Source organism: Leptolyngbya sp. NK1-12 (genome assembly GCF_032598965.1).
In the GTDB taxonomy this organism is placed as follows: Bacteria; Cyanobacteriota; Cyanobacteriia; order Elainellales; family Elainellaceae; genus Elainella.
This window is the reverse complement of the sequence record NZ_CP053586.1, coordinates 1,070,453-1,093,808: the sequence shown is the minus strand read 5'-3', so window position 1 is coordinate 1,093,808 and position 23,356 is coordinate 1,070,453. Positions and strand designations below refer to the sequence as shown.

Sequence of the window (23,356 nt, the reverse complement as noted above, 5' to 3'; positions counted from 1 at the left end):
CCTAAGCTGAATTCCCTTTGGCTACATTTCCTTAAGCTACTAGCCGCAGAAATTTACGCTTGCCAACCTGTAGCACCTTGCCGAGCAGGGCGGCTTTGTCCTCGAAGGTAAGATCCGTATCATCGATTCGCTCGCCATCTAAGCGCACCGCTCCACCCTGAATTTGGCGACGCGCCTCTGAGCTGCTGCTGCACAGGCCGCTAGCGCTGAGAATATAAAACAGCTTGGCCGGAAACTCTACCTGACTGAGGGAAAACTCAGCTTCGACAGCCGCTTCTCCCCCTTTGCCGCCGGCCACCGCTTCGGCAGCAGCTTTGGCTTTCAGGGCTGCCTCGCGTCCGTGGTACTGGCTGACCACCTCCAGCGCCAGCAAAATTTGTTGCTCCCGTGGGTCAGCAGGCAACTCTTCGAGCGGCAAATTGGTCAGCAGCGTGAAATAGCTTTCGAGCAAACTATCGGGCGTTTTGCGCAGTTTGGCATACATCGACTCGGCACTTTCGGCTAGACCGACGTAGTTGCCCAGCGATTTGGACATTTTTTGTACCCCGTCTAACCCGACCAGAATCGGCATGAGCAGGCAAAACTGGGGACGTTGACCAAAATGGCGCTGCAGATCCCGACCTACCGCCAGATTGAATTTTTGATCGGTGCCGCCCAACTCAACATCCGCCGCTAGCGCCACCGAGTCGTAGCCTTGCATCAAGGGATAGAGAAATTCGTGCAGGTAGATCGGGGTTTCCTTTTTGTAGCGTTCGGCAAAGCCTTCTTTGGCTAGCATTTGCCCCACCGTCATGGTGCCGAGCAATTCCAGAATTTTGGACAGGTCGAGTTTAGCCAACCACTCAGAGTTGTAGCGGATCTCTAGCCGTCCGGGGGTCTCAAAATCCAAAATGGGGCGCAGTTGGTCGAGATAGGTCTGGGCATTTTGCCGTACTTCCGCTTCGGTGAGCTGCTTCCGCACTTCCGATTTGCCCGTAGGGTCGCCAATCCGAGCTGTGAAGTCGCCAATCAGCAAAACTGCCGTGTGGCCAGCGTCCTGAAATGCTCGCAGTTTGCGGTAAACAATACTATGACCCAGATGAATTTCCGATCCTGTCGGGTCGATTCCAAACTTAATCCTGAGCGGTCGGTCGGTTTGGTTGAGGCGGGCAATCAAATTCTCGTCAGGGTCTTGGGAATCCGGCTGCTGCGGAAAAATTTCAACCGTTCCCCGTTCCAACCAGGCGAAAGGATGCGCTACATTTTGTGATGTTTCAAGAGCCATATTTGGCAGATTTCCAATTAGATCCGTTAAACTCTTCTGAACGTACCGGGACCAATCCAGCCTCAACCAGATAAATCCTGGACAAGTCTGGGCAAATTCCGGGCAACCAGACTACTATAATTGCAAAACTTTAGGGAATTATCACGGCTGTGTCTTCTAATACTGCCAGAACCAATTCAGCGAAACCGAACCCGGTGAAACCGAAAAAGCCCCCAGTGAAAAAGCCTAAATCTACGGGTAATCTGCATCCGGCTCTGGAGTATGCCCAATCCGTGGCGCAGGTTTCAGCCGGAACCATCTTGGGCATCACAATGCTGGCAAGTTCGATTGTGGCAGGTGGCTTGGTCGGCTTGGCGCTGAGTTTTCGCAACCTACCCGATGTACGGGTGCTGCGAAACTATATTCCATCCGAAACTAGCTACGTCTACGACATGAACGGCACCCTGCTCGACAGCATCCATGATGAGGCAAATCGAGAGGTCGTCAACCTGAATCAAATTTCACCCGATCTGAAGCGGGCGGTACTGGCAATCGAAGACAGCTACTTTTTCTCGCATCATGGAATTAATCCATCTGGGATTGCCCGTGCCTTTCTTGCCAACATGGAAGAAGGGGAGACCGTTGAAGGTGGCTCCACAATTACAATGCAGTTGGTGAAAAACCTGTTTTTGACCCCTGAGCGGACGATGAGCCGCAAAGTGGCAGAAGCCGTACTTTCCCTCCGTCTAGAGCAGGTATTCACAAAAGACCAGATTCTGGAGATGTATCTGAATCAGGTGTACTGGGGTCACAATACCTACGGAGTGGAAACAGCGGCCAAAAGCTATTTCAATAAACCAGCCTCCGAGCTGAATTTGGCCGAGGCTAGTATGATGGCGGGATTAATTCAGGCCCCAGAGGTGTTTAGCCCCTTTGTGGACTACCAAAAGGCGAAGGAGCGACAGGCGATTGTGCTGCAACGAATGCGGCAAATTGGTTGGGCTACCGATGCGGAAGTGGCTCAAGCCAAGGCTACTCCCCTCAAACTGGGCGAGATTACCTCCTTCCGCGCCAGTCAGGCTCCCTACATTACGGATGCTGTGGTGGCTGAACTGACCAGCCGGTTTGGGCGAGAAGCCGTACTGCAAGGCGGCATGCGGGTTCAAACTACAATTGACCTGAATCTGCAACGCAAAGCAGAAGAAACGGTGCGTAATGGGCTGGCATCGATTCAGCGGCAAGGCATTTATGCCGACCAAATGGCGCTGGTGGCAGTGGACCCCAGAACCCACTTTGTGAAAGCAATGGTAGGCGGGGTAGATTACAGCAAGAGCCAGTATAACCGGGCAGTACAAGCACTGCGGCAACCCGGTTCTGCCTTCAAGCCTTTTGTCTACTATGCGGCCTTTGCCACAGGCAACTACGCTCCCGATTCGGTGGTGATGGATACACCCGTCACCTATCCCGATGGTGATGGCTACTACACGCCCCAAAACTATGACGGTAGTTTCTATGGTGCCATGTCAATTCGGCAGGCCCTAGCTCAGTCTCGCAATATTCCAGCGATTCGGCTAGGGCAAGAAGTTGGGATCAACCGAGTGATTGAAGTTTGCCGCACTTTGGGTATCAAAAGTCCGATGGAACCAGTTACATCTTTACCGTTAGGAGCGGTGGATCTAACACCTTACGAGATGGCCGGAGCCTATGCTACCTTTGCCAATGGCGGCTGGCATTCGGAAACGACGACTATTGTGCAGGTGACCGACAGTAAGGGCAACGTTTTGCTTGATAATACTCCCCGTCCTCAGCTCGTACTAGACCCGTGGGCGGTGGCAGCTCTCAACTCGACCCTACAGGACGTGATCACGCGCGGCACAGGGACTGCGGCTCGGATCGACCGCCCTGCGGCAGGTAAAACGGGAACCACCTCGGCAGAACGGGACATCTGGTTTGTCGGCTATGTACCGCAACTGGCAGTAGCGGTTTGGGTTGGCAACGACGACTATAGCCCTATCGGCACAGGAGCAACGGGTGGTGGCTATGTTGCCCCGGTCTGGCGCAGCTTCATGTATAAAGCGCTAGAAGGCGTCCCGGTTGAGACCTTTAAGCCGATGTCAAATTTTGTTAAACCCTAGTTCTTTTTCTACTCTTCCTACGGCATTCTTTCCAGTTCGGCCTTCATTCGTTCTAGCGTCAGGTGCATTTGGTCAAACATTTGCTGAGGCGTGACGCCAAATTGGCCGAGCTGGGTTTTGAGCTGCTCTACGGTCATTTGAGCCATAAAATCTTCTGAAAGTTCAAAGCGCTTCATAAACACCCGATAGCGCTCCATCATCGCTTCCATTTGTTCAATGAAGATTTTTTTGCCTTCCCGGTCAAATTTGCCGTAGTCTGAACCCAAACGCATCAAGGATTGGTAATCCTCAAATAGCTGCTTTGCTTCCTGCTGAACAATTTCAGAATCGAAAAATCCCATCGTTCTATACTATGGATTTCCTAGTGCATCTTCTATGCGTGTCCCTAATCCACTAAGTGGAGATTCTGCCAATTGAAATGCTTAATTGCCCTGTTAGCATAATTTAACGTGCAATTTAATGTGGGAGTCAACTAGATAGCAATTACCACCACAATCATTAAGCTGTCAAATCATTCACTAAAGGGTGTAAGTAGGCAAGTTTTAACTGACAAACACCATTAGCAGCAATATGTAAATCAACTTAATTCTAGTCCAGTCTGTCCAACACCTCAGGATCGGATATCTCTACCTGGGCTAAAGCGATTGGGGCTTGGATTGGCACTGTACAGAAATTGCTGAAATTATCCTATCATTCGCAAATATAGACAATGGGCAAGCGATGTTAACGTGAGCCACTGTTTGCTCTTTAGCTATCGATGTAGAGTTAGTAAATGCAGCAAGTAAATGCGGAGTTAGTGTAGGGCTATTCTATTATTTTTCAAGACGCGCTGAGCAAATTGCGATTGAACTCAGGCATCAGAGAAGTTTGCTATCTGATCGCCCTCCTACCGTTGTCATTGTCAGGTGAGGTTGGCGGTCCCCAGTTTACGATCGCCTTTTTACCTGGTTAGAAGTAGCCCTGCGCCTCGCCCGAAGATTTGCCCTGTATTGATGATTGATGCACCTACTAGCGGGGGCTTTCTCTTGTCTATCGGAAGAATGGAGGTTCCTGATACTTCGATTTAGCTAGTTAAAGGAGTTTATAAGGTAGTTCTGATGCAGCCCGATCTTCAAAGCAGTTCTGTGGAGTTTCCGAGCGGACCGATTCCGTTGACTTCTCCGTTGTATATCGAGCGCCCGCCAGTCGAGCAGCTCGCCTATGCTGAAATTGAAAAGCCGGGCAGCCTATTGCGGATCAAAGCGCCCCACTGCATGGGGAAGAGTTCGCTGTTAAACCGAGTGTTGGCCCATGCCTCCGCTCACGGGTGCCATATCATTCAGATCGACTTTCGCGAAGTCGATGAACTGAGCTTAGAGTCAATCAATTCCCTACTGCGCTGGTTTTCAGCCAATGCCAGCCGTCAGTCGCAGCTGAAGCCTGATTTAGATCAGTACTGGGATGAGGAAGTCGGCAGCAAAATGAGCTGTAGTTTGTATTGGCAAAGTTACCTGCTCACCTCGCTAAATCGGCCCATTGTCCTGGCTTTAAGTAATGTAGACGAACTGTTTGAATACCCGCGCTTAGCCCGTGAGTTTTTATCACTACTGCGCTCCTGGTATGAAAAAGCAAAGCAGGCTGAAAACTGGCGAAAGCTGCGTTTTGTTGTGGTGTATTCCACCGATGCCTATGTGCCGCTCGATATTAACCAATCTCCCTTCAACGTAGGGCTGCCGCTCAAATTGCCTCGGTTTACCCTGGAACAGGTCAAGGAGCTGGCGCGGCGCTATGGCTTAGATTGGGTAGATACTGAAGTCGGACTGTTTCGATTAGCAGCTCTACAGGAATTGACCGGGGGGCATCCCTATTTAGTTAACCTGGCGCTCTACCATTTTTGTCGAGCCGAGCTGCCTCCAGAGGAGCTGTTGAACCATGCCGCCACTGAAGCCGGGATTTTTGGCGATCACCTGCGGCGTTTGCTGAATGTACTGCAAGCAGAACCCAACCTAGAAGATGCCTTTAAACAAATCATTTCGGCAGATGCGGCAATCAAAGTGGAACCCGCTTTGGTCTATAAGCTAGATGGCTTGGGCCTGATTCTCTTAGACGGAGACCGGGTGACGCCGAGCTGTACGCTTTACCAGATGTACTTTAAAGAAAAGCTATTTTCCTATCGAGAAGTTTTGTTGAAACTAGAGCACTTGGGTCGGTCGCGGTTTCGATTCGATCAGTTAGTTTCTTCGCTCGTATCTCCCCTCACGGTTCCAGACCCTCCAGGTCCTCAGCCTATTCAGCCTATTCAACATACTCAGCCTGATGAACTCACGCAGCTTGCCAACCGCCATCAGTTTGAAGTCCATCTTCAGGCGGAATGGAAGCGGGCCATCCGCGAGCAGGCTCCGCTGTCGGTAATCTTGATTGACATTGACTATTTCAAGGTCTACAACGAAACCTACGGCCAACCGGCAGGCGATCAATGTCTCCAGCGAATTGCAGCTAATTTGCGCGAGCTGGTGCAACGCCCTGCCGATCTGGTAGCTCGCTATGGCGGGGAAGAGTTTATCTTGCTGCTGCCCCAAACCGATCTGAATGGCGCCGCCTTTTTGGCCGAAACGATTCGCCTCCAGGTCGCGGCCCTAGAGATAGCCTGCAACTATTCGATGGTTGATGGCCTGCCCAGTTCGGTCTTAACGGTTAGTGCCGGAGTTGCCTCAACCCTGCCCAGTGCAGGCAGTTCTATCAATTTGCTGTTAACGGCAGTGAGCCAAGCGCTCTATCAATCAAAACGGCGAGGGCGCAATCAGGTGACTTCGGTGGAGATTTAGGCAGGAAACAGAAATCGGGGCGGGGGGAGTGCAAGCCAGGGCCAGTCGTTGTCAAACTCATAAGTAGGTCAACCTGATTAAACGCAACCTGATTAAACGCAACCTGATTAAACGGTAGATGGAGTGCAGGTATCTTGCTTGCGCCCTCGCGCCAGCGAGACCTTGCACTGCGGATCTTCAAATTGGCATCTTGCCCGCGCCAGCGAGGCGCTGGCACTATGGATCTTCAAACTAATGATGGGATCTACATAGCTTAAACAATTGATACAGCATCAACGTTGATGACAAATCCTGAATATCAAGTGGGAGGTAGCCTCCAGGTCGATCACCCAACCTATGTGATGCGGCAGGCGGATGTCGAGATTTATGAAGCCTTGCAGCAGGGTGAGTTTTGTTATGCCTTCAACGCTCGTCAAATGGGTAAATCCTCTCTACTGGTGCGCACTAAACATCGGCTAGAGCAACTGGGCTGGCGTTGTGCGGTGATTGACATGACTTGTATCGGCAGCGAGCTTGTGACGCTGGAGCAATGGTACAAGGGCATTGCCTATGCCCTCTGGATGGGATTTGACCTCACCGAACAATTTAATCTCAAACAATGGTGGCAACAGCAAGACCTGGGGCCGTTTCAGCGGCTGAGTTGGTTTATTAGTGAGGTGCTGTTGCCCCACTATCCCACCGATCCCCTGCTGATTTTTATTGACGAAATTGATAGTATCCTCAGCTTGCCCTTTGCGGTTGATGATTTTTTTGCCCTGATTCGTTTTTGCTACAACCAACGCCCGCTCAATCCAGCCTATAGGCGCATTAGCTTTGCCCTCTTTGGCGTCGCTACCCCATCAGATTTAGTGCGCGATAAAACCAAAACTCCATTCAATATCGGTAGAGCTATCGATTTACAAGGATTTCAGCTACATGAGGCCCAGCCGTTAGCCCAAACCTTAGAGGGCAAAATTGGCAACCCCCAAACGCTGCTGCGCGAGATTCTCAATTGGACTGGCGGCCAGCCATTTCTGACGCAAAAGCTCTGTCAACTCGTGCTCCGCGCCATTGAAGCCAGCGGCAGCCCTCTGCTGATCATTCCACCTGGCACAGAAGCCTTTTGGATCGAAAATTTGGTGCAAACTAGCATTTTGCAGCAGTGGGAGGCACAAGATGAACCCGAACATCTGCGGACCATTCGCGCTCGGTTACTTTACAACGAACAGCGGGCCGGACGTTTGCTCAATCTCTACCAACGAATTCTGCTAGCGAATACCCCAGAACATCCTCACTCCCCTACGTCCTCCATCTCTACAGACGATAGCCGCGAGCAAATCGAACTCTTGTTATCCGGCTTGGTGATTCGGCAGCAGGGCACCCTTTGCATCAAAAATCGCATCTACCAGCAGGTTTTTGATCTCACCTGGACGAATCGACAGTTGGCTACCCTTCGCCCCTATGCTCATGCACTCGATGCCTGGGTCAGGTCAGACCGCCAAGATCGATCCCGCCTGCTCCGGGGGCAGGCCCTACTCGATGCTCAGGGTTGGGCAGAGGGAAAAAGCCTCAGCGATTTGGATTACCAGTTTTTGGCCGCCAGTCAAACGCAAGCGCAACAGGAAATACAGCAGGCTCTAGAAGCTGCCCGACTGCAGGAAGTTGAAACCCGTCTAGCAGTCGAGAAACGCAGTGTTAGACGACAGCGGCTATGGCTGGGAGTGGTCAGCTTTAAGCTCATGCTGGTTAGCGTTCTGGGTGTTGTGAGTTTTAGCCAGTATCAGCAGGCTGCTATCAAAGAGGTCAAGGCGCTGGCAACCGCGTCCGAAACTTTCTATGCCGCCAATCAGGGACTCGATGCCCTGACTACGGCTCTAGAGGCCACGCAAAAGCTGCGGGCAGTCCGGTTTGCCGATGCGGCCACCACAAACCGGGTCGCCAACCAAGTCGCCAAAGTGCTGCGACAGGCCGTTTACAATACCAGTGAAACCAATCGCCTCACAGGGCATCAGAGTGCCGTTCTAGCCATTGCCGTTAGCCCGGATGATCAACGCTTTGCTTCGGGCAGTGAAGATCGCACCATCCGCCTCTGGCAGCGTGACGGCAGATTGATTAAAACGCTGTATGGCCATAGCGATCGGGTTGGAGCAGTTGCCTTTAGTCCGGATAGTCGCCTGCTCGTCTCTGCTAGCGATGATCGGACATTGATTTTGTGGAATCAGGACGGCGAAAAACTGCATCGTCTGATTGGCCATGCTGGCAGAGTTCTATCCGTTGCTTTCAGTCCCGAAGGGCAGACGCTGGCTTCCGCAAGTCAAGATGGCACGATCAAGCTCTGGGCCGCCGACGGCAACTTGCTTGCCAGCTTTAAAGGGCATCAAGAGGCAGTGCAGGACGTGGCCTTCAGTCGAGATGGGAAATTGCTCGCAACGGCCAGTGAAGATCGCACCGTAAAGTTATGGGAACGCAGCGGCAAATTGGTAGCCACTCTCAGCGGCCATCGGGATCGAGTCAATACCGTTGCCTTTAGCCCCAACAGCCCGGTGCTCATTTCTGGCAGCGAAGACAATACGCTCAAAATTTGGGACTTCAACGGCAAGCTGTTGCGCACCCTCAAAGATCACCGGGCTAGCGTTTACGATCTGGCCTTCAGTTCCTATGGGGAAATCGTTGCCTCTGCCAGCCGAGACAATACGATCAAGCTATGGAATCGCGAGGGTGTGCTGCTCGCAACTCTCAAGGGACATATCAAACCTGTTCGAGGCTTGGCGTTTAGCCGTAATGGGCGCACTCTTGCCTCAGCTAGCGATGATGAAACGATCCGTTTCTGGACCATCAACAACACGTTTCGGACCCCCTTGGTTGGGCACGAAGCCGCCGTGACTGCTGTTGCCTTTAATCCAACCAATCGAACCGTCGTTACCGCTGGCGAAGACCGGACTCTACGAATTTGGAATCGCAAAGGCGCACAGTTGCGTCTGATCAACGGGCACGAAGCCGGTATCGCTGACCTGACTATCAACCCCGATGGGCAAATCTTGGCGTCAGCTAGTCACGACAAAACCATCAAACTGTGGAACACAGAGGGTCGGTTGCTGCAAACCTTTAGCGAACACCAGTCGCCAATCTTGGCTATCGACTTCAGCCCTACAAGTCAGGCGATCGCCTCTAGCAGTGAAAACTCCCTGATCAAGCTCTGGCAACAAGACAGTCGTTTGGTGCGTACCCTGGTTGGCCATGTGGGATCGGTTAATGATTTGGCTTTTAGCCCAATCGATCCCTTACTGGCCTCAGTGAGCCGCGATGGAGCCATCCGGCTATGGAGGAGTAACCCCAGTTCCCCCAGCCCGATAGACTCAGTTAGCCGCACAGAATGGCGTGGCGAGGGCGAGTTGCTGACTAGTTTCGGCGACTACGATGTGGAGATCAGAGCGGTTGCTTTTGACCCCAGGCGCTCCGAGTTAGCCACAACCTGGAACAAAACCATCAAGATCTGGAGCACCAATGGCACCTTACTCAAAACCCTACGCGGCCATCAAGCCAAGGTCAATCATGTCGCTTTTAGCCCTGATGGGCAATTGTTTGCCTCTGCCAGCGAAGATAACACGGTCAAACTTTGGAACCAGAATGGCGAAGAGCTAACCACGCTCGATAGCCATACAGCTCCTGTCCGAGCCGTTGCCTTCAGTCCCGATAGCCGCATCCTCGTTTCCGTCAGTGACGACCGCACAGGACTCCTTTGGGATTTACAGCTTGTCCTGGATACGGGCGCTCTCCAAAGACATGGATGCGAGTGGATACAGGATTACTTACAGCTTCAAGACATGGCCCTTCAAGACACGGCGGGCAATCGAAACCCCTCGCTTTGTCAGAACCGGTAGGAGGCAGAACCGGTAGGAGGCAGAACCGGTAGGAGCATCACCTCGGTCACGCTCAGAATTCTTTAATCGCTTCTCAGGTCGGATTCAGCAAAATTTCAGCCAAGCAGAGTTCAATTAAAGCGACCGTCGAAGGACAATCGCTGATGATAGGCCGCTGGCAACGAATGCCCACTCATCTCCTCTTGCTGCTGTTTGGATTAGGGGCAGCCGTTCTTTGCCATTATTTGCCCTGTCAGTTGTTGGTTGATCAGCCTGCTTTAATCAACTATCTCCACATGGCAGGTCGAAAGGCGATGGTGCTGTTTCTGATTGCCCATGTGATGGCGACTGCCGTTGGCTTACCGGGAACTTGGCTGGTCGTGAGTGGCGGAGCCGTGTTTGGGCTGGTTTGGGGCACAATTTTATCAACCATTGGCGCAACTCTGGGAGCGATCGCAGCGTTTTATCTGGCTCGCTTGCTGCTGCGACACCGGATCGAGCACCGATTCAGTCAACACAAAATCATGCAAAAACTGAATCAGATGGTAAGCTGCCATCAGTTACGCTGTGTTTTAGCGATTCGCGTGGCTCCGATCTCGCCTTTTAACCTGGTCAACTTCTTGTTTGGGTTAACCCCGATTCACTTGCGGCCCTACGCGCTGGGTACATTTTTGGGCATCATTCCCGGTACGGCGGCCTATACCTGGTTGGGTGAGTCTGGCCTAAAAGCCTTTCGTGGCGAGGGATTGACCCAATTAATGGCCGCAGTGGTCTGCTTGGCCTTACTGTCGCTGCTGCCGCTGCTAAAACCCCAAAAGTGAGGAAGCTCCAAAATCCCCAGTCAGCAAGAAACCGATCCCAACGTTAAGACATCAACCCTGCACTGGACGGTTCTCTGGCTTGACGGAAAACCCGACCCTATCCATTATGGGTAGCAAGATACAATGAAGGCAGCCACTTTGCCGTATTACAGTTTAGGCAGCCAGTTTAGATCGCATTAGGCAGCAATTAGGCAGCAGTTAGTCAGCAATCAGCGAGGAGAGCCGCAGCGAATGGGAAAAGTAGTTGGCATTGACTTAGGAACAACCAATTCGGTCGTTGCTGTGATGGAAGGCGGCAAACCCATTGTCATTGCTAACGCTGAGGGAATGCGGACAACCCCCTCTGTCGTAGCCTTTACCAAGGACGGTGAGCGATTGGTAGGACAGATGGCGCGGCGGCAATCGGTGCTAAATCCGCAAAATACCTTCTATGGCATCAAACGCTTTTTGGGTCGCAAGTATGCCGAACTCAACCCGGAGTCGAAGCGAGTGCCGTACACAATTCGACGAGACGAAGTAACGGGCAACATCAAGATCAAATGCCCCCGGATGCAGAAAGATTTTGCGCCTGAAGAAATCTCGGCGATGGTGTTGCGCAAGCTAGCTGAAGAAGCGGGCCGCTATTTAGGCGAACCTGTCACCGCCGCTGTGATTACTGTTCCCGCCTACTTTAATGACGCTCAGCGACAGGCCACCCGCGATGCAGGCCGGATTGCTGGCTTAGAGGTGCTGCGGATCTTGAACGAACCCACCGCTGCTTCCCTCGCCTATGGACTGGATCGACGTGACAATCAGACGATTCTGGTGTTTGACTTAGGCGGCGGCACCTTCGATGTCACGATTCTCGACATTGGGGATGGTGTGTTTGAAGTCAAAGCCACTAGCGGCGATACTCAACTTGGCGGCGCGGATTTTGATAAGCGGATTGTGGACTGGCTGGCCGATCAGTTCCAGGAAAAAGAAGGGATTGATCTGCGTACCGACCGGCAAGCTTTGCAGCGCCTGATTGAAGCTGCCGAAAAAGCAAAAATTGAGCTGTCGGGCGTCGGCTCCACGGAAATCAACCTGCCGTTTATTGCCGCCAGTGCCGATGGTCCCCTGCACTTGGAAACGCGCCTGACTCGCACCCAGTTTGAAGATCTCTGTGTCGATCTGGTGAATCGCTTACGCCAGCCCGTGAAGCAGGCCCTTAGCGATGCTGGATTGTCTCCCAACCGAATTGATGAAGTGGTGCTGGTGGGAGGCGGTAGCCGCATGCCGATGGTGCGCCAGTTGGTGCGTTCGCTGATTGACCGGGAGCCGAACGAAAACGTCAATCCGGATGAAGTCGTGGCGATTGGAGCCGCAATTCAGGCTGGCATTTTGACCCAAGAAGTGCAGGACATTTTGCTGCTGGATGTCACACCCCTATCGCTGGGGCTGGAGACGATTGGCGGCGTGATGAAGAAGCTGATTCCGCGTAACACTACGATTCCGGTGCGGCGCTCCGATGTGTTTTCGACCTCGGAAAACAACCAGACAATGGTAGAAATTCACGTGGTGCAAGGCGAGCGGGAAATGGCATCGGATAACAAATCCCTGGGCCGCTTCAAGCTGATGGGGATTCCGCCCGCTCCTAGGGGTATTCCCCAGATCACCGTTTCCTTCGACATCGATGCTAACGGCATTCTGCAAGTTACTGCCCTAGACCGCACTACTGGACGCGAGCAAGGCATCACGATTCAGGGAGCCTCTAACCTCAGCGATGCCGAGATTGACCGGATGATCGAAGAAGCGGAGCGATTTGCTGACGAGGACCGCCAGAAGCGCGACCGGATCGAAAAACGCACCAAGGCCGAAGCCCTCACCTTTGAGGCCGAACGCCAGCTCCGGGAAGTGGCGCTTGATTTTGGCATGCAGTTTGCTAGCTCCTACCGTCGCCGCATCGAAAACCTGGTGCAGGAATTGCGTGACTATCTGAAGCGAGATGATGATCGCGGCATCGACACTACTCAAGCCGATCTGCGCGATGCCATCTATGAATTGCAGCGAGAGGTCTACCAAATCACCAAAGAAGACGAAGAAGAAGGCGACTTTTTCGGTTCGATTCGCCGCACCCTCTCCAATTTGGGTGAAGAATTCTTTGGTGATGACGATGATTTCTACGATGACCGGCGCGACTTTGGTCGTGATGCCTATGGGGGGCGCAGCGGCTACGGGGGCTATAACAGCGGCTACGGCTCCAGCTATGGCAACTACGGCGGTTATGGCAGTAGCTACGGCTCCAATAATTATGGCAATAGCGGCAATACTGGCAGTACTGGCAATACTGGCAATACTGGCAATAGCTATGGGCGCGATAATTACCGGCGCGAAGATTATGGACGCGATCGAGACTATAACTCAGACTACGGGCGCAACGCCGATCGCAGCTACGATCGGGAAAGCTACAGCCAGGACGACTGGAGTGTCGGCCGTGGTGAATCAACCTCAGAGCGCTCGCGCTCAAGAGACGATTACAGCCGCAGCGACTATGAGCGCGATAATTACGAGCGCAATAATTACGAGCGCGATAACTATGAGCGCAACGAGCCTCCCCGCAATAGCTCTAATCGCGATAGCTACAGCCGGGACAGCCGGGATAACTATAGCCGCAGCAAGCGTGACGATTCTGTCCGCGATGACTACCGCGATGACTACCGCGATGACTACGACGATTCCCGCGAAACCTACACCAGAGGCAGTACCAACCGCGATAGCTACACCAGGGACACCTACACAAGAGGAAATTCTCGTGAGAGTTATTCCCAGGAACGACAAGAACGGGATCCCTATCGCGACTCCTATGCTGATTCCTACAACGATTCCTATCGTGATTCCTATAGTCGCGAACCCAACGCAGAACGCTCACGCCAGCCCAGGGACACAACTAAAGACACGACCAGAGATACCGCCAATCGCGATCCCTATTCCCAACCTAACCGTCGCACTCCCGCGGCTGACCGCCGCCCAGCTCAGCCGAATCACTACAACGATGCCTTAGACGACGAATGGGGCGACGAAGATGAATGGCTATAGCGGCTAAACCTCAAAACTTACAACTCATCCCCTAATTCTTAATTCTCTGCTTCCATGCAAAACTTTCGGAACTACTACGCCATATTAGGAGTTTCTAGAGACGCCACCATCGACGAGATCAAAAAATCCTTTCGCAAGCTGGCTCGCCAGTACCATCCGGACATGAATCCGGGCGATAAAACCGCAGAGGAGAAATTTAAGGATCTGGGGGAGGCTTACGAAGTTCTGTCCGATCCCCATAAGCGGGCACAGTACGACAAATACAGCAGCTTCTGGAAACAAAGCGGCTTCCAAGAGGCCGCCAACTGGGCCAAAACCGCCTGGGGCAACCGTTCCCCTGGCCGAACGGCAGCCGAAGACATGGACTTCAGCCAGTTTGGCGACTTCAACTCCTTTGTCGATGAATTGCTCAACCGCCGCACTGAAACGGCCCCCAGCAGCGAACGTGATCCCTATCGTCCCGGCACCAAAAAAACGGCCTACACCGTTTCCCGCAACCCCCGCAATGCCGAAGCTAACCTCACTGTTCCGTTGGAACGAGCCTACACCGGCGGACGCGAACGAATTCGCCTGGAAGATGGACGGTCCCTAGAGGTCAACATGCCTCCTGGAATGGTGACAGGGCAAAAGATTCGCTTGCGCGGACAGGGGGTAGCCGGTGGTGACCTGTTCTTGAACATCGAGGTGCCTCCCCATCCCTTCTTCCAGCTCGATGGTGCTGATATTTATTGCCAACTGCCGATTACCCCTGCCGAAGCGGTTTTAGGCGGTCCGATTGAGGTACCCACCCTGGATGGACTGGTAAAAATGATGATTCCGCCGGGAGTGCGGTCTGGACAAAAGCTGCGTTTAGGCGGCAAAGGCTATCCGATCGATGATGAGCGCGGCGACCAAATTGTGGAAATCCAAATCGTTGCTCCACGGGATTTGTCTTCCCAGGAACGCGATCTTTACGAAAAGCTGCGCCAACTCGAAACCTTTAATCCCCGGGCCAATTTACCCGTTTAGATAAAGTCTGCCGGTCATCTTGACAAGCATTGAGGCTGACAGCAACCTTGGGGGCACAAGATACCCTTGTGCTCGTGCTATGCCGGCTGACGGCATTTAGAGGCAGATGAAGAATTCTCATGAAAAATTTTTCATGAAAAACTTCTCACATGTTCTTCATGAACAGTTTGTTTGCCAATGTCATTCTTGCTACATAGGGGAAGCCAATCTACCAATCACTTCTATCTCATAAGCAAGAAAGAAAACTATGACGACAATTAACGGCACGATTGGCAATGACATCCTGTTTGGTACTAGCTCCGACGATGTGATCAATGGGTTTGAAGGCAACGATACGTTGAATGGACTGGGAGGCAATGACCTGCTCGATGGAGCCGCTGGAATTGATGTCCTCAACGGGGGGGAAGGTGATGACACGCTGAATGGCGGTATTGATAACGACACTTTGAACGGTGGTGATGGCGACGATACACTCAATGGTGGTGATGGCAGTGATCGCTTGTCTGGCGGGAACGGCAATGACATTGCAAACGGCGGCACGGGTGGCGACCGGCTGTTTGGTGAAGAGGGTGATGACACGCTGTTCGGCAACGACGGCAACGACATTCTGGAAGGATCAATCGGCAATGACACCCTCTACGGTGGCCTGGGTGCAGACCGACTCAACGGCGCTGAGGACGACGATTTCCTCTATGGTGAAGCGGGTGGCGACATCCTCAGTGGCGGCAGTGAAAATGACTTCCTAGACGGTGGAGCGGCTGCCGATACCCTGAATGGCGGCAACGGTAACGACATTTTAGTGGGTGGTGCAGGCAACGATACCCTAACGGGCGGTGCTGATGCCGATAAGTTTCAGTTCGAGTCCAATACGGTCTTTACGCGAGCTAACTTTGGCATCGACACCATCACTGACTTTGTCAACGATTTCGATCGGGTCACGCTGGATAAAACTACCTTTGGCATCAATGATCTCTCTGAGATTGGTATTGTGGCCACGGATGCTGCCGCTGCAACCAGCAGCAAACTCGTGCTCTATAGCCGCGCCACAGGTAATATCTTCTTCAACCCCAACGGCACGGCGGCTGGCTATGGCACTGGCGGACAATTTGCCAAGCTGCAAGGTGCACCCACAATCACGGTTGATAGTGCATTTGAGTTAATCGGCTAATCGCTGATCCTGATTTGCTCCGAGTGAAATGCTCCTCAATCACTCAGCTCCTTAGAAGGCACCAATAGCGTGCCTTCTTTCTTTTACCCTCCGATTCAAGCATCTGATTCTGCAAAATCCATCAGGTTGCATTCGTGCGGTTCTTACTAACCCGAGCGCTTTATAATCAACACCCTCACCCCTCACCCCTCACCCCTCACCCCTCACCCCTCACCCCTCACCCCTCACCCCGAAACACTATTCACCATTTACTGCTCTCCTTAGTATTTGTGCAGTTCCCATTTGTGCAGCTCTATAGAAAACTTTTAGGGGAGTAGACTGCTCCTAATCCTCGCTACAATTTACTTCAACGATAAAATAAGCTTAGGCATGGCAAACTCGCTGACTCGAAGACGCTTGTTGGAATGGACTAGCGTGGTCCTAGCAGGATGGCTAGTCGCTTGCGATCAAGGCAGCCGATCAGCGGATAATAGAACTAAGCGATCTCAAACCCTAGACTTATCCAGTCCCGCGTTTGAGCCAGAAGCATTCATTCCAGTCGAATTCACCTGCGATGGCGCCGATCATTCACCTGCTTTACGCTGGAGCGCTCCACCAGAAGGAACCCAGAGCTTTACGCTGATTTTGGACGATCCAGATGCGCCAAACGGTACTTTTACCCATTGGGTTCTGTATGACCTGCCGCCTGACTCGCAATCCTTACCAACCGCTATCCCAGCTCAGCCGTTTCTAACCACAGGCGGTGTGCAAGGTAAAAACGATTTCGGTCAATATGGATATCGAGGCCCTTGTCCACCCAGGTCCAGTAGCCTTGAAAATATCCCTGGGGAGAACCAAGGCAATCAAGCAAATCCAACGAACAGCACGCATCGCTATTTTTTTCGGCTGTATGCCCTGGATACCGTTCTGGATTTGCCGCCTGGTGTAACCTCAACCGAAGTCCGAACCGCCTTGAAAGACCATATCCTAGCTGAAGCGGAACTGATGGGACGGTATAAACGCCAATCTTAGTCTATGGATAAAACAAAAGTTGGACTGCGCTCACGCTTGTTTTTTTCCCACGTCATTGTCATGGTAGTGGGACTGCTGACCCTGCTGACGATTGGTAAAATTTCCTCGCCCCGGTTCTTTGCCTTTTATCTACGGCAGATCGAGGTAGGTGGCCTAGGCGTGCGGCAGGTTCGGACCCAATTGATTCGCAGTTTTGATGATGCTTGGAGCAAAGGAGCCTTTTGGTCTGTTGTGATCGGAGCTTCTACTGCCGGTGCCCTGAGCTATCTGATCTCGAAGCGAATTGTGCAGCCGCTGATTCAGATGGAGGAAATCACTAAGAAATTTGCCTCTGGTCATCTCGAAGAACGTCTGCCGCCCAACGAAATTCCCGAAGTCGATCAGCTCGCCACTAGCTTCAACCGGATGGCTGCCACGTTGGAAGGAGTCGAGCAGCGCCGCCGCGAACTGGTCAGCGACCTGACGCACGAATTGCGTACTCCCTTGACTGTGCTGAAGGGCTACCTGGAAGGACTCGCTGACGGCACGATTGAACCCTCTGGCGACATCTACCAGCGCCTCTCACGGGAAACAACCCGCATGCAGCGGCTGGTCAACGATTTACAAGAACTCTCCAAAATGGAGGCGGGTTATCTGCCCATCGATGCCAAACCCATCGACCTCCATCCCCTGCTGGCCTCGATCGTGCGACGCTTTGCTGACCAGCTCTTGACCGAAAATAGCCCCAAAATGCTGCTGGACTGCCCGCCGGAAGTACCCCGTGTCCTTGCCGATCCGGAGCGGGTTGATCAAATTGTGGTCAATTTGATCAGTAACGCCTTGCGCTACACCCCAAAAGGCTCTGTCGTTGTCAAAGTTTATCCAGAGGCTGATAAGGTTTGGATTGCGGTGATTGATACTGGCCAGGGCATCGCGGCTGAAGATCTGCCCCATGTGTTTGAGCGATTTTGGCGAGCTGATCGCTCACGGGATCGGAGTTCGGGTGGCACTGGTATCGGACTGGCCATCTGTCAGCGCTTGGTAGAACTGCATGGAGGAACAATTGAAGTTGAGAGCCAACTGGGTAGAGGCAGTACCTTCCGCTTTTCCTTGCCGGTTGCTCGCGAGAAAGTCAGTGGTCCAAGAGATGTGAGAATCTGGTCTTAGATCAAAAGCGACATTAAGGGGCTTGTCCCCACGCAGGGGCACGGCCCCTGCACCCCATTTTTTGTACTTCATTAGCCTGAAAAAGGCTGTATCTAACACGATTGTGGATTAGATGGATTTGGTACATACTCTACGCTGTAGGAGCAACGCCTCAGATACATTTCTTCAATTTTTCACGGTTTGCTTGTTTCTGTGTTGCCTTTGTAAAACCTGCTGATGTCCAGTAGCTTTAGATCCAGTATTCTGACGCGATGTGCGACTAAACCTACTGTGACACAAGCTGGTCGAACTGCAAGGGTTGAGCACTGTGGCAATTGAGCCATCGACAAACTGTATGAGCTAGCAGCTTTCGGTTCAGCCGGCTGGTCAAATGCCACACATCCCGTGCCCAAACTTTTTCAATTGAGAAACGTTAACTCAACCCCAACCGCTCGCAGTTCTTGCTGGAGTGGGGCAGAGAGATAACCTTTGTCCCCAATCAGCACCCCACCAATCGTCTGCACCATGTCCCACAAGTTATATTTCTAGCATCGTCTGTGGGACTTTCTTTTCAAAAATTAGTTGTACATCGCGTTAAGTCTGCAAATTGCAAACGGTTGGGTTCTGCTTCCAATGCAACTCGTCTGAGCCGCGATCGCATTCTTGCTCTCAACTCTGCCATCGCAAAGGGGTGAACATCATTGATCTCAGGAGACAGCGCTGTTGTCGCTAACTATCGATGTGCACCAAGTTTGACGAGCGTTGCGATCGCTTCTTCGTTCAGCCCCCTGACCCCAGTAATATTCATCCCTTCGTAAAGACCTTCTGCTTTCAGAATCTGGCGCAATTGCCCCGTTTCGACACTCCAAATTCTAATTGTTTCATCTGCGCTACCGCTAATTAAACAGGAACTATCCGGTGTGAACTTGATGGATAAAACTTGATCGGTGTGACCCAAAAAGGTTCTGAGAATATCGCCCGTTTTGATATCCCACAGATGAATCAAATTATCTTGCCCCCCCGATGCCAGCCAATCTCCGTTCGGACTGATGACAACGCTGCGGATTCGTTTGGAGTGCCCTTGATAAATTCGGATGAGCGATCCGGTGTTTACGTCCCAGAGCTTCAACGTGTTGCCCGATGCGGTAATGATGCGATCGCCCTCGGGATGAAAACTCACTCCCCACACCCACGTATCGAAGTCTTGCCAGGTTTGTAAACATGTCCCAGTATGCACATCCCAAAGGTTCACGATCATGTCCTGCCCTGCACTCACTAGCATTGTCCCATCCGGGCTGAAGTCGGCTGAGCGAATCCAGTCGTGATGTCCGTGCAGCACGTTCAATAGCTGACCGCTGGCAATGTCCCAGAGCCGAATCGAGTAATCACCGCTGCTGCTAGCAAGCAGATTATCAGTAGGGCTGAATTGCAGATAATAGATTTGGCTGGTAGGTCCAGTCAGCGTTTTGATCATTTTGCTGCTGCGGGTTTGCCAAAGAATCACCGAGTTGTCGCCGCCGCCACTCGCCACTAAACTGCAATCCTGATTGCAAGCTACCGCTAACACCCAGTTGGTATGACCGCGCAGGGTTTGCAAACAGTTACCTGTTGCCGTATCCCAAATCCGAACGGTGCCATCGCCCTGCCCGCTGACAGTTCTGGTGCCATCGCTACTCACATCCAATGCCCAAATCCAGTTGCTATACCCCAGCCAGGTTTTTAGCACTTGTCCGGTGCTGATATCCCATCGCTTGATGGTATAGTCGGCACCGCCCGATAGCAGCGTTTGCCCATCGGGACTAAATTTGGGGGCACGAATCCAGCTATGGTGAGTCTGAAGCGTTCGGATTGGTTGTATCGTCTGACTATCCCACAAGCGAATGGTGTAATCTGCACAGCTACTGGCTAAGAGGGAACCATCAGGACTGAACAGCACGGAAGAAACGTGAGGGGTTTGATTTTTGAAAGTATGCGCGAGGGTTGCTTCAAAGGTCTTTGGATTAATCTGCCACCAGTTGATGGTTCCGTCTGGGCTGCCGCTCACGAGCCATTCACCTTGGGGATGAAGGGACACACTAAAAACTTGATCCTCGTGTCCGGTTAGCGTTTGCTGTAGTTTTTTAGTGTTGAGGTGCCAAATCTTAATGGTGCGATCGCTGCTGCCGCTGATCAGGTAATCTCCCTTGGGACTAAAACAAACGGCTTGCACTTGATCGGCATGTCCGTCTTCTCCCTCAAAGCTGTGCAGGCAGGTTCCTGTTTCGGTATCCCACAGGCGAATGGTGGTGTCACCGCTGGCGGATGCTAATAGCGATTGGGTGGGATGAAAGGCAACGCAGTAAACCTGATCGCGATGCCCGACCAGCGATCGCAGGTGATTGCCTGTGGCAAAGTCCCAAAACTCAATGGGATAGTCGGTCGTTCCAACAGCGATGATTTTGCCGTCGGGACTCACAGCAATCGAGTGAACCCAGTTATTGTAGGCTTTCACAGTCCAAATGGCTTGTCCGTCACTGACGCACCACAATCGCAGATAGCCACTCAATTCGCCGCTGACAAAATGGGTGCCAGCAGGATTAAATGCGACTGCTAACACTGCACCGAAGCCATTGGTGAATTGCGATCGTCGCAGATCGGCATAGGCAAAATTGCTATGAGGTAAGGGAACATTCGGCAAGTAAGCGTGCCAGACCGCCAAACCAGAACAGTTGCAGCCCGTCAAATCGACATCGAGATAACAGAGTAAATTCAGAATGTTGCCTGCGGCGTAACTGGGTTCTGGTATGAATGTTGCCAAATTATTAATGGTTGGATGCAATGTCGCAAGGCAAGTTTTGAGATGTTGAGTAGTTGCAACCTGAGAACCAAGAGTTGCTTGCAGTTCACGAGCGATCGCATCCACAATCAACCGTCGTTGGCTATCCCGAATGTAATCTTTCACGGTTGTTTTCAGCAGTGGGTAACGATGCAGCAAGATAGGCGTTTGTTCGCTCACAGCCAGCAGTTCAGCACTCATTTGCTCAGTTAATTGCTCCGTCACGTATTCCATCACAACAGGCTGCTGTGTATAAGTTCCCTGCTTTTTTTCAATCAGATTACGCCAGTGCAAACTTTCGATCGCCTCTAAAATTTTGCTGCGGGATTGCGCTGGTAATAGATCAGTGCTAAGTTCATCAATTCCTGTCCAATCGCGATTAATGGCTAACCAAAACATGATTGCCTGCTCTAAGCTAGACAGCCGTTCAAATTGTTGATCAAGTAAACGACGAATCCCCTGAGACATTAGTGCCTCTTCTTGCAAGAAGGCACTAATGTCTCCATCAAACAGATCTTGAATTGTTGCAGCAATAATTTTGATCGCTAATGGACTGTTACTGTAGCGATCGCTCAGCTCTTTTTGTTGTGCAGCCGTTCCCTTCAATCCCTTTGCTTGTAGCAGGAAATGACTTGCCTCATCTGAACCCTTGAGGGTCAAACAGCAAACTGGAGAATGCTCGCCCTCCAGGGTACTCAATTCGATCGTCTTCTCGCGGCTTGTGACGATTAGGCTGCTCTGGTGTGGTGTTTCACCCATTAAACGCAAGAGTTCGCCATAGCCTTCGTAGCCTGGACGATAAACCCCTGCTGTTTTGCTCAGAATCGTCTCTAAATTGTCTAAAACCAGTAAACAGCGATGGTGCTGTAAGTAGTGTAATAAACTCTGCAAACTGGGCTGCGTTTCCTGTTGATTCGATAGAACTAACAGCCACTGCGTCAGGATTGCTTCGAGGGTGGGTGCATTCCGTAGCGATCGCCAAATCACAAATTCAAAGGGGCGATCGTCTATGTCCTTATTAAGGACTTCATGCAGCAATTTTGTTGCCAGAGCCGTTTTACCCACACCTCCCATACCGAGGATTGCAATCAAGCGACGCGGCGATTCGTTCTCGTCAATCCACTGCCTGAGCTGCGCCAGTTCTGCCTGACGACCGTAAAACATGGATACGTCTGGAGCCTCTCCCCAGTCGATCTGGAGCTTTACCCGCTGTCGCGCTTGCAGACGCTCCTGCTCACGATCGACCTCTTGAAGGGACGAATTCTCATTGGGATAGCGATAATCCTGACGCTCCAGCAGGATCTGAAAGGCATGAAAAAATGCTTCAAGCGTTGGCTTATCAACCGTGGTTCGAGCCTCTAATACCTTAGTAATCGTCTTCAACGATAGTCCAGTGCGCTCACTCAGTTCCTCTAGCGTGTAGCGTTCGCCAAAGTTTTCCGCGATTTCTGCGTTGCGCCGTGCGGACTGTAGTTTCTGTTGTCCCTGTGCGGTCAAAACCACTCCACGCCTACGAAGATTGCGCTTACTTTCCATAACGCTTACTGGAACTCGATTGAAAGTTCTTCAATTCAGGGGCTTAAGGGGCAAACATAGAATCATACATTTCAAGCATTCTCTTAACTTACCGCTTAAGTTACCCATAAGTTGCTTTATTTTCCCTGGAGCCTGCGATTGGGCAAAGCCATACTGAAGCTATATCGATAATACGTAGGCATTCTCTGATTAAATTCATTGAGGCAAAGAACTATGACTACAGAAGCAGCGAACTTACTACATCAGCAGTATCATCTTGCCCAAATCAACATTGCTTTGATGAAAGCTCCTTTAAGCGATCCAGGCATGGCTGAGTTTGCTGCTGCACTGAACGAGGTGAATGCTGTTGCAGATCAAAGTCCAGGTTTTGTTTGGCGATTGCAATCCTCATCAGGCAACGCAACCGATATTCAAGCCTATCCCGATCCAAGAATGCTGGTTAATTTATCGGTTTGGCAGAGCGTAGAGCAGCTAAAGGACTATGTTTATAAAACCTTGCACGGTGAATTTTTTAGCCGTCGTCGCAACTGGTTTGAACGATACCAAGGTGAGCATCTTGCCCTATGGTGGATTCCTGCTGACTGTTTACCCACGGTTGAGGAAGGAAAAGCAAAGCTGGAACAACTTGCCCTATACGGAGATTCACCCGAATGTTTCACCTTTGCCAAACCCTACCCGCCACCTGTAATGATCAACATCTAATCGATCGCACCTGACATTTCCCGATTTTACAAGCTGATTTTTCAGACATTCCATCTGACTTTTTCAGACTGACAAACAAACTGTCATTTTCT

At 51.7% G+C, this 23,356-nt stretch carries 12 protein-coding genes and 2 pseudogenes; 10 read left to right on the top strand and 4 right to left on the bottom strand.

Features of this window, described 5'->3' with window-relative positions:
• Window positions 1–31 precede the first annotated feature (31 nt).
• On the bottom strand, window positions 32–1,264 hold the full coding sequence (gene tyrS / locus HJG54_RS04095) for a tyrosine--tRNA ligase (protein ID WP_316433516.1): 1,233 nt from the start codon (window positions 1,262–1,264) through the stop codon (window positions 32–34).
• Window positions 1,265–1,479: 215 nt separating this feature from the next.
• Between tyrS and HJG54_RS04090 the strand changes: the two genes are divergently transcribed.
• On the top strand, window positions 1,480–3,378 hold the full coding sequence (locus HJG54_RS04090) for a penicillin-binding protein 1A (protein ID WP_051925877.1): 1,899 nt from the start codon (window positions 1,480–1,482) through the stop codon (window positions 3,376–3,378).
• Between the two features lie 17 nt (window positions 3,379–3,395).
• On the opposite strand, the gene HJG54_RS04085 is transcribed toward HJG54_RS04090, so the two are convergent.
• Entirely contained in the window at window positions 3,396–3,719 is a 324-nt protein-coding gene (locus HJG54_RS04085) for a DUF1825 family protein (protein WP_036002052.1), read from the bottom strand.
• 756 nt (window positions 3,720–4,475) lie between these two features.
• Between HJG54_RS04085 and HJG54_RS04080 the strand changes: the two genes are divergently transcribed.
• The 8 genes and pseudogenes from HJG54_RS04080 (at window position 4,476) to HJG54_RS04045 (ending at window position 18,232) form a co-directional block, all read left to right on the top strand.
• Window positions 4,476–6,182, top strand: a complete 1,707-nt coding sequence (locus HJG54_RS04080) for an AAA-like domain-containing protein (protein WP_316433515.1) — start codon at window positions 4,476–4,478, stop codon at window positions 6,180–6,182.
• Between the two features lie 281 nt (window positions 6,183–6,463).
• Window positions 6,464–10,042, top strand: coding sequence for an AAA-like domain-containing protein (locus HJG54_RS04075; RefSeq protein WP_316433514.1), 3,579 nt, complete (start codon window positions 6,464–6,466; stop codon window positions 10,040–10,042).
• A 164-nt stretch (window positions 10,043–10,206) separates the two neighbouring features.
• Window positions 10,207–10,842, top strand: coding sequence for a TVP38/TMEM64 family protein (locus tag HJG54_RS04070; RefSeq protein ID WP_316433513.1), 636 nt, complete (start codon window positions 10,207–10,209; stop codon window positions 10,840–10,842).
• Between the two features lie 231 nt (window positions 10,843–11,073).
• Window positions 11,074–13,045: pseudogene (dnaK, locus tag HJG54_RS04065) on the top strand (molecular chaperone DnaK); the annotation flags it as partial.
• Window positions 13,046–13,953: 908 nt separating this feature from the next.
• Window positions 13,954–14,907, top strand: coding sequence for a J domain-containing protein (locus tag HJG54_RS04060; RefSeq protein ID WP_316433512.1), 954 nt, complete (start codon window positions 13,954–13,956; stop codon window positions 14,905–14,907).
• 247 nt (window positions 14,908–15,154) lie between these two features.
• The gene (locus HJG54_RS04055; protein WP_316433511.1) at window positions 15,155–16,075 is read left to right on the top strand and encodes a calcium-binding protein; all 921 of its coding nucleotides are present in this window, start codon (window positions 15,155–15,157) and stop codon (window positions 16,073–16,075) included.
• A 369-nt stretch (window positions 16,076–16,444) separates the two neighbouring features.
• Window positions 16,445–17,086 carry a YbhB/YbcL family Raf kinase inhibitor-like protein gene (locus HJG54_RS04050; protein ID WP_316433509.1) on the top strand — a complete coding sequence of 214 codons (642 nt, stop codon included), beginning with the start codon at window positions 16,445–16,447 and terminating at the stop codon, window positions 17,084–17,086.
• Between the two features lie 3 nt (window positions 17,087–17,089).
• Window positions 17,090–18,232: a sensor histidine kinase gene (locus HJG54_RS04045; RefSeq protein ID WP_316433508.1), complete on the top strand. Its 1,143-nt coding sequence runs from the start codon at window positions 17,090–17,092 to the stop codon at window positions 18,230–18,232.
• 265 nt (window positions 18,233–18,497) lie between these two features.
• On the opposite strand, the pseudogene HJG54_RS04040 reads toward HJG54_RS04045, so the two are convergent.
• Window positions 18,498–18,747: pseudogene (locus tag HJG54_RS04040) on the bottom strand (IS982 family transposase); the annotation flags it as partial.
• Window positions 18,748–18,944: 197 nt separating this feature from the next.
• Window positions 18,945–22,562 (bottom strand): NB-ARC domain-containing protein, encoded by a 3,618-nt coding sequence (locus HJG54_RS04035; protein WP_316433507.1) that lies wholly within the window; start codon window positions 22,560–22,562, stop codon window positions 18,945–18,947.
• Between the two features lie 213 nt (window positions 22,563–22,775).
• Between HJG54_RS04035 and HJG54_RS04030 the strand changes: the two genes are divergently transcribed.
• Window positions 22,776–23,264, top strand: coding sequence for a DUF3291 domain-containing protein (locus tag HJG54_RS04030; RefSeq protein ID WP_316433505.1), 489 nt, complete (start codon window positions 22,776–22,778; stop codon window positions 23,262–23,264).
• Window positions 23,265–23,356 lie beyond the last annotated feature (92 nt).

Excerpts from the sequence above, each read along its gene's own strand:
- tyrS (WP_316433516.1), bottom strand. The coding sequence starts at position 1,264 with ATGGCTCTTGAAACATCACAAAATGTAGCGCATCCTTTCGCCTGGTTG.
- HJG54_RS04085 (WP_036002052.1), bottom strand. The coding sequence starts at position 3,719 with ATGGGATTTTTCGATTCTGAAATTGTTCAGCAGGAAGCAAAGCAGCTA.
- HJG54_RS04080 (WP_316433515.1), top strand. The coding sequence starts at position 4,476 with ATGCAGCCCGATCTTCAAAGCAGTTCTGTGGAGTTTCCGAGCGGACCG.
- HJG54_RS04075 (WP_316433514.1), top strand. The coding sequence starts at position 6,464 with ATGACAAATCCTGAATATCAAGTGGGAGGTAGCCTCCAGGTCGATCAC.
- HJG54_RS04070 (WP_316433513.1), top strand. The coding sequence starts at position 10,207 with ATGCCCACTCATCTCCTCTTGCTGCTGTTTGGATTAGGGGCAGCCGTT.
- HJG54_RS04060 (WP_316433512.1), top strand. The coding sequence starts at position 13,954 with ATGCAAAACTTTCGGAACTACTACGCCATATTAGGAGTTTCTAGAGAC.
- HJG54_RS04055 (WP_316433511.1), top strand. The coding sequence starts at position 15,155 with ATGACGACAATTAACGGCACGATTGGCAATGACATCCTGTTTGGTACT.
- HJG54_RS04050 (WP_316433509.1), top strand. The coding sequence starts at position 16,445 with ATGGCAAACTCGCTGACTCGAAGACGCTTGTTGGAATGGACTAGCGTG.
- HJG54_RS04045 (WP_316433508.1), top strand. The coding sequence starts at position 17,090 with ATGGATAAAACAAAAGTTGGACTGCGCTCACGCTTGTTTTTTTCCCAC.
- HJG54_RS04035 (WP_316433507.1), bottom strand. The coding sequence starts at position 22,562 with ATGGAAAGTAAGCGCAATCTTCGTAGGCGTGGAGTGGTTTTGACCGCA.
- HJG54_RS04030 (WP_316433505.1), top strand. The coding sequence starts at position 22,776 with ATGACTACAGAAGCAGCGAACTTACTACATCAGCAGTATCATCTTGCC.